We start from the raw sequence: 14,132 nt of genomic DNA, 5'->3' as shown, positions 1-14,132 counted from the left end.
ATCCTGGGGGTGGGGGACCTGGAGGAAACCCCCCGACTGGACCTGCCGCTGCCGGACCTGGGCTCGCAGACGCAACAGCGCGAAGCCAACGACGACCTCTTTGCTGAAGCAGGCCAAGCACTGGCCGGGATCGGCAAGATCATGGTGGCCTCCGTGGGTGATGCGCGACGCTCGCCCGAACGGTGGGTCAAGTTGGCCCAGTGGGGTGGTGTGTTCGAGCCGGGTTGGCTGAGCACGGTGGGCGGTCGCGTCCTGGACCCGGGTACTGCCCGGCAACAGACCCACACCCTGGTCAGCGACGGCCCGGAGGCTGTCCCGCAGGATCAGCTGGCCATTGTGCGCACGCCTGTGCCCACGGAGGCGCAGGATGATTCCACGGACGTTTCCCAGGCTGAGATCGAGCTGGTCCGCTACGGTTTGGCGGCCTATTGGATCTTTGGTGGTGGCCACGGGATCTACGCCGCCAGTTCACCGGATGGCCGCCGCGGCCTGTGGATCCCGGAGATGGCGTGGGACCTGGGTGAGCCCATTCAGGACCCGGAGACCGTGGTCAACCTGTGGTCACGCACGTTCACCAAGGGGTGGGCTGCGGTGAACCTTGCCAGTGACGGACGACGACGACGCCAGGTGCGCCTGCCCGCCGGTTATCTTCTGCCGGATGGCACGGAACCACCTGAGCAGGTGGTGCTTTCCGCTCATCAGGGCATCCTGTTGCGCAGGGACTTCTGAGTCCAGCTGACAGTTGCTGTTTCAAACAGGGGTCATCACCCGGTGGGCTGGGACCTCCACCATGAGTCCATCAAGGTCACCGGCGTGGTGCGCTTGTGGCGGGTGGCTGCCCAGCGCGCCTCGATCTTGTCAGCTGCTTCTGAGTCGATCGAACGGCCTTCCAGGTAGTCGTCAATGGCGTCGTAGCTGATGCCCAGTTCCGTTTCATCGGTTTGACCGGGGCGGTCATCCAGCAGATCAGCGGTGGGGACCTTCTGCCACACGGATTCCGGTGCACCCAAGTGCTCGGCCACGGCGCGGATCTGACGTTTGTTGAAGGTGAACAGGGGCAGGACGTCGGCACCGCCGTCGCCGAACTTGGTGAAGAACCCGGTGACAGATTCCGCTCCGTGGTCCGTGCCGATCACCAGCAGACGCCGGTCCCCGGCCAGGGCGTACTGAGCCACCATGCGAACCCGGGCCTTGACGTTGCCCTTGTTGTAGTCGGTGATCTCCTGACCCGTGGCTGCCGTGAATCCTTCGGTGAATCCGTCCACAGCGGGGCCGATGTTGAACGTGAGAACTTCATCAGCCTGGATGAACTCCAAGGCCTTTTGGGCATCGGCCTCATCCTGCTGGACCTTGTGCGGCAGCCGAACGGCCACAAACACGGCATCCGTTCCCTGGGCGCGCAGCTGCTCAGCGGCCAACTGGGCCAGGCGCCCGGCCAGGGAGGAATCCACGCCGCCGGAGATGCCCAGGACAAAGCCGCCGGCACCCGTGGCCTTGGCGTAGTCGACCAGGAACTGCACCCGCTTCTGAACTTCCTCAGCGGGGTCGATGACCGGGGCCACGCCCATCTCCTGGATGATGATTCTCTGCAGTTCGCGCATGGGCTCATGCTAATCGTGCGGTGTTTCGCGGGAGTGTCCATTGTCCCGTACACACATCATGAGAAGGTGCAACTGCGTGCATCCAGACAAGTTGGAACCGTAGATGCGGATAGATTGGGCTCCATGACAGCTATTTCCGTATCACACGCGGCCCATTTCCTGGGCGTCAGTGATGACACTGTGCGCCGGTGGGTCACCTCCGGGCGCCTGACAGCCTCCAAACAGGACGGCGGCCAGACCGTGATTGACGGGTTGGAGCTGGCCGAGTTGGTCAAGTCCCTGGCCACTCAACCGGAGGACCCCACCCATGTGGCCAGTTCCGCGCGCAATCGCATGGTGGGGTTGGTGACCGCCGTGACCTCTGACAAGGTGATGTCCCAGGTGGAGATCCAGTGTGGCCCGCACCGCGTGGTGTCCTTGATGAGCACGGAAGCCGTCCGTGACCTCGGCTTGGAACCAGGTTCCGTGGCCACTGCCGTGGTCAAGTCAACCAACGTGATGGTGGAGGTGCCGCAAACATGAGTCGGTCACGCACTGCACGGATGGTATCGGCTGTGGTGGGGTGCGGCGTCGTCGTCGTGACCATGACCGGGTGTGGAGGCAACGGGGAGGCGCCCGGGCAGGCGCATCAGACCGTCACGGTGTACGCCGCGGCCTCCCTGACGGATTCGTTCACGGATTTGGCTCGGGAGTTCGAGGCCGAGCATGCAGGGGCCACCGTGGAACTGAACTTTGCAGGTTCCTCTACGCTGGGCACGCAACTGCAGGAGGGTGCCGCGGCCGATGTGTTTGCCTCCGCGGATCAGGCCAACATGGACAAGGCTGTGGATGCGGGTCTGGTGGAGGGGGAGCCCAGCATTTTTGCCACCAACACGTTGACCATCGCCGTGCCGCCGGGCAACCCGGCGGGGATTTCCGGGTTCCAGGACCTCCGCGGGGAGGGGGTGTCCGTGGTGATCTGCGAATCGCGGGTGCCCTGCGGTGCTGCCACGGACAAGATTCAGGAGATCACGGGTGTTTCACTGACCCCAGTCAGTGAGGAGAGCGCGGTCACGGACGTCATGGGCAAGGTGACCTCTGGGCAGGCTGATGCCGGAGTGGTCTACAAGACCGATGTCACCGCCGCCGGGAACGCCGTGGAGGAAATCCCGATCGCCCAAGCGGATCAGGCCGTCAATAAGTACCCCATTGCTGAACTCGCCTCCGCCAGGAACACCGAGTTGACCCAAGAGTTCGTGGACTTTGTGCGCGGTTCACGTGGCCAGGTGCGGTTGGCGCAAGAGGGCTTTGGTGCGGGCTTCTAAGGCCAAGTCCTACCTGGCTGTTCCGTGGTGGGTGGCTGTGCCGGCCATTGCGGGCGCATTGTTCATTGCCTTGCCGGTGGTGGGCATGGTGTTCCGGGTGGACGTGGGTTCCTTCTGGGCGCTGGTCAGCTCGGAGTCCTCGGTGGCGGCGTTGTGGCTGAGTCTGCGGACCGCTGCCGCCAGCACCGTTCTGTGTGTTCTGCTGGGCACCCCGTTGGCGTTGTTGCTTGCCCGCTCCCAGTTCCGCGGGCAGCGGCTGGTGCGCTCCTTGATTCTGCTGCCGTTGGTGTTGCCGCCGGTGGTGGGCGGTATTGCGCTGCTCAGTGTTTACGGCCGTGCCGGACTGTTGGGTCAACATCTGGAAGTGCTCGGCATCTCCATAGCCTTCAGCACCACGGCGGTGGTGATTGCCCAGACCTTCGTGTCCCTGCCGTTCCTGGTGGTGGGACTGGAAGGGGCATTGCGCAGCGTGGGCACCCGGTACGAGGGGCTGGCGGCCACGTTGGGGGCAGGCCCCGGAACCGTGCTGCGGCGCATCACCTTGCCACTGGTGCTGCCCGGGCTGGGGTCCGGGGCCGTTTTGACTTTTGCCCGGAGTTTGGGGGAGTTCGGGGCTACGTTGACCTTTGCGGGTTCCCTGCAAGGGGTCACGCGGACGCTCCCGTTGGAGATCTACCTTCAGCGGGAGGTGGACCCTGATGCCGCCGTGGCGCTGTCCCTGGTGCTGGTGATGGTTGCCGTTGTGGTGGTTGGGTTCTCCGCTCCGCGAGCCTTCCGGAGGCAGTCGTGACCTTGATCTTCGATCTGCACGTGGCCTCCCGTGGTGTGCAAGTCGCGTGTTCGCTGGAGGCCGGCCGCACCTTGGGGTTGACCGGTCCCAATGGTTGCGGAAAGTCCACGGTGCTGGACGTACTGGCCGGGTTGCTCATCCCCTCCTGCGGCCACGCGAGCCTGCAGGGTCGGACCCTGTTCAACCTGGACGACGACGCCCGCGGCACCTGGGTGGCACCCCACCGCAGGGCGGTGACTCTGATGGCACAAAGGCCCTTGTTGTTCCCGCACCTGTCTGTGCTGGAGAACGTGGCTTTCGCCCCGCGCTCGCGGGGGCTGGCACGCCGTGCTGCCCGGGAGGCGGCCATGGGGTGGCTGACAGAGGTGGGTGCCGATCGCTTTGCCTCACGGCAGCCGGATGCTTTGTCCGGGGGGCAAGCTCAGCGGGTGGCTCTGGCCCGGGCGTTGGCTGCCGAGCCGGAGTTGTTGCTGTTGGACGAACCCTTGGCGCCAGTGGATGCGGCGGGCAAAGAGGATCTGCGGGAACTGTTGTCCCGGGTTCTGGAAGGCCGGACCGCCGTGGTGGTCAGCCACGATCCTGCCGATGTGAAGCACCTGGCGGATGAGGTCTTGACGCTGGGCGTTTGAGGGTCCATCTCCTCGGCTGGCCATGAGGATGCGGTGCCCCACCGGGTCAATGTCAGGCATAGGTACTACAGTCAGGTCATGGCGAGGGTTTCCAAGCGTGATCTCAATCAGCGCACATCAGAAGTCCTTGCGCGGGTGGTGGAGGCTGGTGAGGTGGTTGTGACTGAGCGGGGCGAACCGCGTTGGCGAGTGAGTTACTACGTTGGCCAGGATGATTCGCTGGCTCGAGCGCAGCGGCAGGGGCGTTACACCCCTCCAGTCTCAAAGCAAGTGGCCTGGCCCGAAGTGGTCGGCAGGCCCCGGTACGAGTCTGCTGATGTGGACGCGCTGATTGACCATATGAAGGGCGATCGCTGAGCTGTGTGGGCCTGTTGGACATCGCCCTTGAAGTGCTTCACACGGTGGCGGAGTCAATTAAGTGGGACGCTAAGGCACTCGATGCCTTGCACTTGGCCACCGTGCTGCTGATCGGAGAACCAGCGACGGTTGCGACTCACGATGCCATCATGAACCCGGTGGCTCTCGCGGCCTGACACCCCAACTGTCACCTGACCGTGCTCACACCACTTACGCACCGAGCAAGGCAAGGGGAACGACGGCGATACCGTCCGAACGCCGATAGGCAGTTGTGCCCGTGGTGAGTACCATGAGGTCGACGACCTGGTCGGGGAGTTGGTCCCGGAGCCACAGCAAATGCTGGACGTCTCCTGAACTCACTTGTGGAGCGAGCTTGACTTCAGCCCCCACTAACTGTCCATCGACACCTTCGATGAGCAGATCGATCTCGTGCTCGCCCGCATTGGTTCGTAAGTGTCGAACGCGCGCTTCGGATGCCTGCGCTGCGATCCGTACGGATAGCGCACACAGGGATTCGAAAAGGGGGCCTATCATGCCAGCACCAGCACCGGAGAGCAGACTGGTGGCCGTCAGGTCAAGGAACCTCGCTGCCAACGCTGGATCAGCCAAGTGGTGTTTCGGGGCCTGCTGAAGCCGCCGGATGGCATTGTTGGCGGGGATCCATCCGGGAATGGGGTCCAGGAGCCACAAGCGTGTGAGATGGTCCCGATACGCAATCGTGGTTGTTTTGGCGGGTTGGGCACCGTCGCCGCCTGTGGTGGCATCGAGAATGCGACTGTACGAGGCCGTGGTGGATGTGGCTGCTGCATAGGCAGCAAGCCACCGGCGTAGAGTTTCGGGGCGGCGTACCTCGAACCCTTGCTCGGGTAGATCTCGGTCGATGATGCGCTGCAGGTATGCATCCAACATGGCCCGCTGCAGCCGGGGTGGTACTGGCATGATGCCGGGAAAACCTCCCCCTGCGATCTGGTGGGCGTAGTCCTTGAGGGAGATTCTGGTTTCTCCTCGGACCTCAGGATGTTCGCCGGTGAGAACTTTGGACAACGACACGGTGGGCGTCTCGATGGCGCGTTCATGCAGGCCCATTGGTCGCATTCGCAAGGACAGGATGCGCCCTGCGCCGGAGTGGGTCCCAGCGGCATCAACTGGTGTAGCTGAGCCCGTGAGTATGAAACGTCCGGGTGGTGAACCTTGATCCACTTGCCTGCGCACGGAATCCCAGACTGCGGGAAGTCGTTGCCATTCATCGATCAGCACGGTTCCTGTAGCCAACGTCGACAGAGAGAAGTCAGCTTCCGCGACGGCACGTTGTGCTGGATCATCCAGGAACCACATGGATGAAGCACGCCTCTTGGCTGTGTCTGTCTTACCGACACCCTTGGGGCCATCGAGTGCGATGGCAGATGCATGCGGCAGGAGCTCGTCGAGCTCTTGATCCACGGTGCGGTGTAGGTACTCCATGGGCTCAACCATACTATTTTCAGCTTCTCTACCATACTATTTTCAGGACTTCTGGGCTGCCATTTTCCGAACCATTAGAAGAGGCATCGGTCCGGCGGCGGATGGTACGAGGCTGCCGTCGTCGTCGATTCCCCGCCCCCACCCTTCCAAATAGTAGGAAGTCCAACTAAGGTGTGCCCCAGGCCACATTTGCAACGGTGCAGGTGGCGCGTGACCCACACACTCAGGAGCGGCTTGATGACCCGGACACTGACTCACTACCGCAGCGGGGCACCTTTGCAGGGCACCTCCGGGCGATTTGCAGATGTCTACAACCCGAGCACCGGTGAGGTTCAGGCCAAGCTCCCGTTGGCAACGGCGCAGGAAGTGTCGGCAGTCATCGACGACGCTCAGCGGGCCCAACCCGCCTGGGCTGCCACCAGCCCGGCCAAGCGAGCCAGAATCCTGGGGAAGTTCCTGGAGCTGGTGGAGCGGGACATGGCGGAGATCGCCCGCCTGCTCTCCTCGGAACACGGCAAGACCCTCCCGGATGCGGAAGGGGACATTCAGCGCGGTCTGGACGTGATCGAGTTCGCCATGGGTGCCCCGCACCTGCTCAAGGGTGAGTTCTCCGATTCTGTGGGCGCTGGGATCGACACCTACTCCATGCGTCAGCCGCTGGGTGTGGTTGCCGGGATCACCCCGTTCAACTTTCCCGCCATGATTCCGCTGTGGAAGTGCGGCCCGGCCATCGCGGCCGGCAACGCCTTTGTGCTCAAGCCCTCCGAGCGTGACCCCTCCGTGCCGCTGAAACTGGCCGAACTGTGGACCGAGGCCGGATTGCCGGACGGGATTTTCAACGTGGTCAACGGGGACAAGGAGGCGGTGGACGCCATCATTGACGATCCCCGCATCAAGGCGGTCGGTTTTGTGGGCTCCACCCCGATCGCCCAGGCCATCTACGAACGCTGCGCACACAACGGCAAACGTGCCCAGTGCTTTGGCGGAGCCAAGAACCACATGATCGTCATGCCGGACGCCAACCTGGACCAGGTGGCTGATGCGCTGATCGGCGCGGCTTACGGTTCCGCCGGGGAGCGCTGCATGGCCATCTCCGTGGCCGTTCCTGTGGGGGAGGAGACTGCGGATGCCCTGGTGGAAAAGCTCACCGAACGCACCCGGGGCCTGAAGGTCTCCCACTCCTTCGACGACGACGCCGATTACGGCCCCCTGGTGGGTCAGGACGCCTTGGATCGGGTGACTACCTACATCGGGATCGGGGTGGAGGAAGGTGCTGATCTGGTGGTGGACGGACGCGGGCTGAGCGTGGACGGTCACGAAGGCGGGTACTTCATCGGCCCGTCCTTGTTTGACCGGGTTAAGCTTGACATGCGGATCTACCGGGAAGAGATCTTCGGTCCCGTGCTGTGTGTGGTGCGTGCCGCCGACTACCAGGAAGCCCTGGCACTGCCCACTGATCACGAATACGGCAACGGCGTCAGCATCTTCACCCAGGACGGCGACGCTGCCCGAGACTTCGCCTCCCGCGTGGACGTTGGCATGGTGGGCATCAACGTGCCCATCCCCGTGCCGATCGGCTTCTACACCTTTGGCGGCTGGAAGGCTTCCGGATTCGGGGACTTGAACCAGCACGGCCCGGACGCCTTCCGGTTCTACACCAAGACCAAGACCGTGACCTCCCGCTGGTCCATGGCCAACAAAACCGTCAGCGGCTCGGCCCCGAATGCACGGTCCAGCTTCCACATGCCGGCAGGAGACCAGTCGTGACCACCTCTGACGCACTCGAGACCGTGGCCTTCATCGGCTTGGGCAACATGGGCGGCCCCATGGCCGGAAACCTGGTGGCCGCGGGCTACCGCGTGCTCGGGTACGACCTCTTTCCAGCCGCACTGGACGCTGCTGCAGCCAGGGGAGTGGAGGCCTCCCAAAGCGGTGAAGCGGCGGTGGCCCAGGCCGACGTCGTGATCACCATGCTGCCCAGCGGGGCTCACCTGATTGACGCCTACCAAGGCGGGTTGCTGGCTGCGGCCCGGCCCGCAACGTTGTTCGTGGACTGCTCCACCATTGACGTTCACGATGCCCGCCAAGCTGCTGAACTGGCCCGGGCTGCCGGTCACCGTCCCGTGGATGCGCCGGTGTCCGGGGGAACCGTGGGCGCGGAGGCCGGGACCCTGACGTTCATGGTGGGTGCCGACGACGCCGAAGCCGCGGATGCCCGCCCCGTGTTGGAGATCATGGGCAAGAACGTGGTCCATTGCGGTGCATCCGGTGCCGGTCAGGCGGCCAAGGTGTGCAACAACATGATCCTGGGCGTCTCCATGATCGCGGTCTCCGAGGCTTTCGTGCTTGGTGAGCGCCTGGGGTTGACGCACCAGGCGCTGTACGACGTCGCCGCCCATTCCTCCGGGCAGTGCTGGGCGCTGACCACCAACTGTCCGGTGCCCGGACCCGTACCGACCTCTCCGGCCAACCGCGACTACCAGCCCGGGTTCATGGGGGCGCTCATGGCCAAGGACCTGGGGCTGGCCGTGGATGCGATCGCCACCACGGGGACCGCGGCCCGGATGGGCCCGTTGGCCGCGGCGATCTACCGGTCTTTTGCGGACGACGGCGGTGCCCAAACCGACTTCTCCGGGGTCATCAACACCATCCGTGAGGCCTCCGGTGCAGCATCTGAGAACGACGGCGCTGAGGAGGCGTGAACATGACTGACCAGTCCACTGATTCTTCCTACCAAAACATCTTGGTGGAGACCCGCGGTCGCGTGGGGCTCATCACCTTGAACCGGCCCAAGGCGTTGAATGCCTTGAATTCTCAGACCATGGAGGAGGTGGTGGCTGCAGCTCGTGCTTTCGACCGGGAACCGGGGATCGGCGCCATTCTGCTCAGTGGCTCGGAAAAGGCTTTTGCGGCCGGTGCTGACATCAAGGAGATGTCCTCCCAGGCCTATTCGGAGATGTATCTGGCCGACTGGTTTGCCCACTGGGACAACTTCACCCGGGTGCGCACCCCAACCATTGCCGCTGTCTCCGGGTACGCACTGGGCGGTGGGTGCGAGCTGGCCATGATGTGCGATGTCCTGATTGCTGCAGACACAGCCCAGTTCGGGCAGCCGGAGATCGACCTGGGGGTGCTGCCGGGCATGGGCGGGTCTCAGCGCCTGACCCGTGCCGTGGGCAAGGCCAAGGCCATGGACATGATCCTGACCGGGCGCCGCATGGATGCCGCAGAAGCTGAGCGCTCCGGCCTGGTCTCTCGCGTGGTTGCGGCGGACGAGCTGGCTGACAAGGCTTTTGAGGTGGCGGAGGCCATCTCCACGCGCTCGCTGGTGGCCTCCCTGGCCGCCAAGGAGGCGGTCAACGCGGCCTTCGAGACCACACTGGACCAGGGCGTGCTCTTTGAGCGCAGGGTCTTCCACGCGGCCTTTGCCACGGAGGACCAGAAGGAAGGGATGAGCGCTTTCGCGGAAAAGCGGAAGGCGGAATTCAAGCACCGCTGAGGTGGCTCTTGCCGCGCCACTTACGCCTCAAAATCCCCTGTGGCCTGCCTAAACGTTTTGAGTGCCCGGTAGATGGCCTCCAGGTCCTCGGGTGGCATGCCAACGTCTTCGAACACCGCATTCAGACCTGGTGTTGCCGCAGTGACCAGCTCACGGCCGGCGTCGGTGATTTCCACCAGGCGGCCGCGGCCGTCAGCGGGGTCGGCCACGCGGCGGACCAACCCGGCTGCCTCCAAACGGCCCACCGTGTTGGTCACGGAGGTGGGGTGCACCTGCAGCCGGGCGCTGGCTTTGCTCATGGGCAGGGCACCAGAGCGGGTGAACTGCAGCAGCGCCAACAGCTCGTACCGGGAGAACGTCAGCCCATGCGGGCGCAGCGCCTGGTCAATGCGGGTCAGCAGGATCTGCTGGGTCCGGAAGATGGCCGTGACGGTGGCCATCCCCGGTGCCGCTGCGGTCCAGCCGCGCTGCTCCCAGTTCCGCCGTGCCTGGTCTATGGGGTCGCCGGCGCTGCCAGCTGCTTCAGTCATTGGTGTTCTGCAGCAGATCCACGTCCGAGTACTCCTGCCCTCCGGTGGGGGTACCGGCGTCGTCGTGAATTTCGCCTTCGCGCTTGCGCAACTCCACGCGGCGGATCTTGCCGGAAACGGTCTTGGGCAGTTCAAAGAACTCCAGGCGCCGGATGCGCTTGTAGGGCGCCAGCCCGTCGCGGCAGTGCTGGAGGATACTGCGGGCGGTCTCCTCCGTGGGTTCGTACCCGTTGGCCAGGGCGACGTACGCCTTGGGGACCGCCAGGCGAATGGGGTCAGGTGAGGGCACCACGGCAACTTCAGCCACGGCCTGGTGCTCAATCACCACGGACTCCAGTTCAAACGGGGACAGGCGGTAATCGGAGGCTTTGAACACATCGTCCGCACGCCCCACGTAGGTGATCACGCCGTCATTGGCCCTGCTCACGACGTCGCCCGTGTGGTACAGCCCGTCCCGGAACGCTTCAGCGGTCTTGGCTTCATCTCCCCAGTAACCGGGGGTGAGCCCCACGGGCCGCGGGTCCAGGCGCAGGCACAGCTCCCCTTCCGTGGCGGATTCCTGCCCGGTCACCTGATCGATCAGCACGACGTCGTAACCCGGCAAAGCCCTGCCCATGGCTCCGGGGATGACCGGCTGCCCAGGAGTGTTGGCAATCTGGAGGGAGGATTCGGTTTGGCCGAACCCGTCCCGGATCTGGGTGCCCCACGCCCGCTGCACCTTGGCGATGGCCTCAGGGTTCAGCGGTTCACCAGCGGCAACCACCTTCTGTGGCGGGGTCTTCAGCTGCGTCAGATCAGCCTGGATCAGCATGCGCCACACCGTGGGAGGCGCGCAGAAGCTGGTGACACCCTCCTTGTCCATTTGCTGCATGAGGGCTTTGGGGTCAAAGCGTCCGTAGTTGTAGAGGAACACCGTGGCCTCGGCAATGAACGGTGCAAAGAAGTTGGACCAGGCGTGTTTGGCCCACCCCGGGGAGGCCACGTTCAGGTGTACGTCTCCCGGTTCCAGGCCGATCCAGTACATGGTGGAGAGATGCCCCACGGGGTAGGAGGTGTGGGTGTGCTCCACCAACTTGGCCTTGGAGGTGGTCCCGGAGGTGAAGTACAGCAGCAGGGTTTCATCCGCAGCGGTTGGCTCCGACAGGCTGAAGTCTGCGGGTGCACCGAAGGAATCAGCCCAGTCGTGCTCGGGGTGCTGGTGTTCGCCGTCGTGACCGGGCACGCGCTCGCCGGTGGCCTCACCAATGGTGATGACGGAGAAATCCCCGGGGACGGCGTTGAACTTGGGGGCCTGCACGGCGGTGGTGATCACCCAGGAGGCGCGGCCGCGTTCAATGCGATCCGCAAGATCGGACGGCCCGAGCATCACGGTGGTGGGAATCAGGCGCGCAGCCAACTTGGTGCAAGCCAGCATGGCTTCCCACAGCTCCACCTGGTTGCCCAGCATGAGCAGCACGTGGTCCCCGCGCTTGACACCGATGCTCTCCAGCCACGCTGCCACCTGGGAGGATCGTTCGGAGAGTTGTTTGTAGGTACGCCGAGTGGAGGAGCCGTCCTGCTCCACCAGGACCAGGGCCTCCTGCTCGCCACGTGGACCGGCTGCAATCTGATCGAACCAGTCGTAGGCAAAGTTGAAGTGGCTGAAACGGGGCCATTCAAAATCACGGTGGGCGCCATTGAGGTCTGTGCGCAAGCTCAAGAGTTGGTCGCGTGCCGCGCGAAAACGCTCCGTGACGGAATTGCCTTCAGTGGTGGAAGTGGCCTCGGATGTCATGGCGTCCTGCTCCCGTTCGGTTGCCCCAGGGTGGAACACGCCTGGTCAGCAAAAGTTGTGATCGGAGTCACAGGCAGACTATTTGGACTTCCTATTAGTTGACAAGGTGTGCGGGTGTGGCCACTCCGTTCACTATCAACTCGCCCAGTGCCTTGTACGACGACGCATCACCGGATCCGTGCTGAATCGTGCGCTGCTGGATGCTGTCCATGGCGGAGGCGATGATTTCCGCCACCAAAGCAGTGGGCGCGGGGCGGAACTCTCCCGTGGTCACACCCTGATCCAACAGTTCGCGCAGTTTGGCCGTGGCGGCTTTGGTGTTGGTGGCATAAACCTGGGATGCGCTGGGGGAGGTGGCAACATCCCGCATGAACTGCGCGGAGGCCGGTTCCAGGGCCCGCGCCATGGTCTCCAGGTATGCCATCAGGCGCTGACTTACGGAGCCGGGCTGGGCCAGTGCAGCATTGGTCACCGCAGTGACGCCCTTGAAGAAGTGCACCAGAACCGCACGAATCAACTCCTCGCGGGTGCGGCCCAGCGCATAGATCGTGGACTTTGAGCACTGCAGCCGAGCTGCGGCGGCGTCGATGGTGAAGTGCGCAAAACCCTCCGCCAGGAACATGGTGCGGAGGTGGCCGAAAACCTCTTGTTGCCGTTGGGTGAGCGTCACGGGCCGGATCCCGGAGTGAAGTTGACCCATTGCACAGTACGATTCATGCCGTTATCGTACAGGTGAGCTGGATCACTAACCACTCTTGACTCCCCACCGCTCTGACCAGCCGCGCCCACAGGCACGCTTCAGAGCCAGGTGATCAGAAAGCGAGTTCCCATGCCCCCGGTCATGCGCGGCGAATCTCCCGTGGTTGAGCGTCAGGTGGGCATTGCCCACCCGGAGGTGGACCTCTTCCACGTCGAACACCTCCTGGACGACGACGAACGCAACAAACTCCATTCCATCCGCGAAATCCTCTCCCGTGAGATCCGTCCGGCCGTGGGGGAGTTTTGGGACAGGGAGGAATTCCCCTTCCACCTGTTGCCTGTCCTGGCCAGGGCGGGCCTGGGAAATCTGGTGCTCTCCGGTCACAGCCGGCTGTTCATCGGGCTGGTGTACGCGGAGGTTGCGCGTGCGGACATCTCCCTGAGCGCCCTGGTGGGCATTCACAACGAGCTCATTCTGGGTTTGGTTCATGAACTCAGCTCCGATCAGCAGAAGGATCGTTGGTTGGAGAAGCTGAAGAACTTTGAGGCCGTGGGCTGTTTTGCCTTGACGGAACCGGAGCACGGATCGGACATTGCCGGTGGACTGGAGACCACCGCCCAGCGTGACGGAGACGAATGGGTCATCACCGGGGCCAAGCGGTGGATCGGGGCCGGAACCTTCGCGGACTTTGCGATCGTCTGGGCGCGGGACGCAGCCGACGGGCAGGCCAAGGCGTTCCTGGTGGAGACCGACCGCCCGGGATTCACCGCCACCAAGATCGAACGCAAAATGGGCCTGCGCATCATGCAGAACGCAGACATCCGTTTGAACGGCGTGCGCATTCCGGGGGAGAACTTGATGCCCGGTGGCGAGGGGTTCGATGCCGCCAACGTGAAACTGCGTGACTCCCGCGCCTGGGTGGGGTGGCAGGGGGTCGGCGCGCAAATGGCGGCCTTTGAAATCGCTCGGGACTATGCTTTGGAACGCAAGCAGTTCGACCGCCCATTGGCCAAATTCCAACTGGTCCAGGATGCTCTGTCCCGGATGATGGCCGGGCTTTCAACCTCCATGGCACTGATGGTTCGCCTGGTCCAGCTGCAGGAGGACGGCGGGTTCCAGATGGTCCACGCCGCGTTGGCCAAGGCCACCACCACGTCCTCCGCACGGGAGGCCGTGTCCGTGGCCAGGGGGTTGATGGGTGGCAACGGAGTGCTACGCGATTACGAGATCTCCAAAGTCTTCAACGATGTTGAAATCCTCTACACCTATGAAGGCACCTACGAGATCAACTCATTGATTGTGGGACGCGCCATCACAGGGCAATCCGCTTTCGTCTGAACCTCACGTCTCCGCCGAGCAGTGGGTTGTGCCGCCCATCAGCGCTGATGAGCGGCACAACCCACTGCTCGGCGGGATCTGAAAACCAAGGAGAAACCGTGGATCTTTCCAACTCAAGTGCGCTGGTGACCGGTGCGGCCTCCGGCTTG

15 protein-coding genes are annotated in these 14,132 nt (G+C 63.8%); 10 read left to right on the top strand and 5 right to left on the bottom strand.

What is annotated here, in order from left to right; all coding sequences use genetic code 11:
* Positions 1–729, top strand: a 729-nt coding sequence (locus L979_RS08990) for a putative glycoside hydrolase (RefSeq protein WP_231559481.1), incomplete at its 5' end; no start/stop codon positions are given.
* 35 nt (positions 730–764) lie between these two features.
* Here L979_RS08990 and nadE read toward each other — a convergent pair.
* Complete coding sequence (gene nadE, locus L979_RS08985) at positions 765–1,601, bottom strand: ammonia-dependent NAD(+) synthetase (RefSeq protein ID WP_047691829.1); 837 nt, start codon at positions 1,599–1,601, stop codon at positions 765–767.
* A 123-nt stretch (positions 1,602–1,724) separates the two neighbouring features.
* On the opposite strand from nadE, the gene L979_RS08980 reads away from it, so the two are divergent.
* The 5 genes from L979_RS08980 (at position 1,725) to L979_RS08960 (ending at position 4,681) form a co-directional block, all read left to right on the top strand.
* Positions 1,725–2,123 (top strand): molybdopterin-binding protein, encoded by a 399-nt coding sequence (locus L979_RS08980; protein WP_047691826.1) that lies wholly within the window; start codon positions 1,725–1,727, stop codon positions 2,121–2,123.
* Positions 2,120–2,905, top strand: coding sequence for a molybdate ABC transporter substrate-binding protein (modA, locus tag L979_RS08975; RefSeq protein ID WP_047691823.1), 786 nt, complete (start codon positions 2,120–2,122; stop codon positions 2,903–2,905). Before L979_RS08980 ends, modA begins: the two co-directional genes overlap by 4 nt.
* The gene (locus L979_RS08970) at positions 2,892–3,695 is read left to right on the top strand and encodes an ABC transporter permease (RefSeq protein ID WP_231559480.1); all 804 of its coding nucleotides are present in this window, start codon (positions 2,892–2,894) and stop codon (positions 3,693–3,695) included. Before modA ends, L979_RS08970 begins: the two co-directional genes overlap by 14 nt.
* A complete protein-coding gene (locus tag L979_RS08965; RefSeq protein WP_047691817.1) occupies positions 3,692–4,324 on the top strand; it encodes an ATP-binding cassette domain-containing protein in 633 nt (210 codons plus the stop codon). Before L979_RS08970 ends, L979_RS08965 begins: the two co-directional genes overlap by 4 nt.
* 78 nt (positions 4,325–4,402) lie before the next feature.
* Positions 4,403–4,681 carry a type II toxin-antitoxin system Phd/YefM family antitoxin gene (locus L979_RS08960; protein ID WP_047691846.1) on the top strand — a complete coding sequence of 93 codons (279 nt, stop codon included), beginning with the start codon at positions 4,403–4,405 and terminating at the stop codon, positions 4,679–4,681.
* A gap of 210 nt (positions 4,682–4,891) precedes the next feature.
* On the opposite strand, the gene L979_RS08950 is transcribed toward L979_RS08960, so the two are convergent.
* Positions 4,892–6,142 carry an ATP-binding protein gene (locus tag L979_RS08950; protein ID WP_047691843.1) on the bottom strand — a complete coding sequence of 417 codons (1,251 nt, stop codon included), beginning with the start codon at positions 6,140–6,142 and terminating at the stop codon, positions 4,892–4,894.
* Between the two features lie 237 nt (positions 6,143–6,379).
* On the opposite strand from L979_RS08950, the gene L979_RS08945 reads away from it, so the two are divergent.
* The 3 genes from L979_RS08945 to L979_RS08935 are packed head-to-tail and all read left to right on the top strand — an operon-like array spanning position 6,380 to position 9,641.
* The gene (locus L979_RS08945; RefSeq protein WP_081994174.1) at positions 6,380–7,909 is read left to right on the top strand and encodes a CoA-acylating methylmalonate-semialdehyde dehydrogenase; all 1,530 of its coding nucleotides are present in this window, start codon (positions 6,380–6,382) and stop codon (positions 7,907–7,909) included.
* Complete coding sequence (mmsB, locus tag L979_RS08940; RefSeq protein ID WP_047691811.1) at positions 7,906–8,844, top strand: 3-hydroxyisobutyrate dehydrogenase; 939 nt, start codon at positions 7,906–7,908, stop codon at positions 8,842–8,844. Before L979_RS08945 ends, mmsB begins: the two co-directional genes overlap by 4 nt.
* A gap of 2 nt (positions 8,845–8,846) precedes the next feature.
* Complete coding sequence (locus tag L979_RS08935) at positions 8,847–9,641, top strand: enoyl-CoA hydratase (RefSeq protein ID WP_047691808.1); 795 nt, start codon at positions 8,847–8,849, stop codon at positions 9,639–9,641.
* Between the two features lie 20 nt (positions 9,642–9,661).
* On the opposite strand, the gene L979_RS08930 is transcribed toward L979_RS08935, so the two are convergent.
* From L979_RS08930 to L979_RS08920, 3 genes are all read right to left on the bottom strand, one after another.
* Positions 9,662–10,171: a MarR family winged helix-turn-helix transcriptional regulator gene (locus L979_RS08930; RefSeq protein WP_047691805.1), complete on the bottom strand. Its 510-nt coding sequence runs from the start codon at positions 10,169–10,171 to the stop codon at positions 9,662–9,664.
* Positions 10,164–11,945: an AMP-binding protein gene (locus L979_RS08925; RefSeq protein ID WP_047691838.1), complete on the bottom strand. Its 1,782-nt coding sequence runs from the start codon at positions 11,943–11,945 to the stop codon at positions 10,164–10,166. Before L979_RS08925 ends, L979_RS08930 begins: the two co-directional genes overlap by 8 nt.
* Positions 11,946–12,039: 94 nt before the next feature.
* Positions 12,040–12,615, bottom strand: a complete 576-nt coding sequence (locus tag L979_RS08920; protein WP_156125519.1) for a TetR/AcrR family transcriptional regulator — start codon at positions 12,613–12,615, stop codon at positions 12,040–12,042.
* A gap of 171 nt (positions 12,616–12,786) precedes the next feature.
* On the opposite strand from L979_RS08920, the gene L979_RS08915 reads away from it, so the two are divergent.
* Positions 12,787–13,983 carry an acyl-CoA dehydrogenase family protein gene (locus L979_RS08915; RefSeq protein ID WP_231559479.1) on the top strand — a complete coding sequence of 399 codons (1,197 nt, stop codon included), beginning with the start codon at positions 12,787–12,789 and terminating at the stop codon, positions 13,981–13,983.
* Positions 13,984–14,132 lie beyond the last annotated feature (149 nt).

Origin of the sequence: Kocuria sp. ZOR0020 (assembly GCF_000800955.1) — a bacterium.
GTDB classification, from domain to species: domain Bacteria; phylum Actinomycetota; class Actinomycetes; order Actinomycetales; family Micrococcaceae; genus Kocuria; species Kocuria subflava.
This window is presented reverse-complemented; position numbering and strand designations above follow the sequence as displayed.

What these genes read in the sequence shown, in the direction of transcription:
- nadE (WP_047691829.1), bottom strand. Translation starts at nt 1,601, where the DNA reads ATGCGCGAACTGCAGAGAATCATCATCCAGGAGATGGGCGTGGCCCCG.
- L979_RS08980 (WP_047691826.1), top strand. Translation starts at nt 1,725, where the DNA reads ATGACAGCTATTTCCGTATCACACGCGGCCCATTTCCTGGGCGTCAGT.
- modA (WP_047691823.1), top strand. Translation starts at nt 2,120, where the DNA reads ATGAGTCGGTCACGCACTGCACGGATGGTATCGGCTGTGGTGGGGTGC.
- L979_RS08960 (WP_047691846.1), top strand. Translation starts at nt 4,403, where the DNA reads ATGGCGAGGGTTTCCAAGCGTGATCTCAATCAGCGCACATCAGAAGTC.
- L979_RS08950 (WP_047691843.1), bottom strand. Translation starts at nt 6,142, where the DNA reads ATGGAGTACCTACACCGCACCGTGGATCAAGAGCTCGACGAGCTCCTG.
- L979_RS08945 (WP_081994174.1), top strand. Translation starts at nt 6,380, where the DNA reads ATGACCCGGACACTGACTCACTACCGCAGCGGGGCACCTTTGCAGGGC.
- L979_RS08935 (WP_047691808.1), top strand. Translation starts at nt 8,847, where the DNA reads ATGACTGACCAGTCCACTGATTCTTCCTACCAAAACATCTTGGTGGAG.
- L979_RS08930 (WP_047691805.1), bottom strand. Translation starts at nt 10,171, where the DNA reads ATGACTGAAGCAGCTGGCAGCGCCGGCGACCCCATAGACCAGGCACGG.
- L979_RS08925 (WP_047691838.1), bottom strand. Translation starts at nt 11,945, where the DNA reads ATGACATCCGAGGCCACTTCCACCACTGAAGGCAATTCCGTCACGGAG.
- L979_RS08915 (WP_231559479.1), top strand. Translation starts at nt 12,787, where the DNA reads ATGCGCGGCGAATCTCCCGTGGTTGAGCGTCAGGTGGGCATTGCCCAC.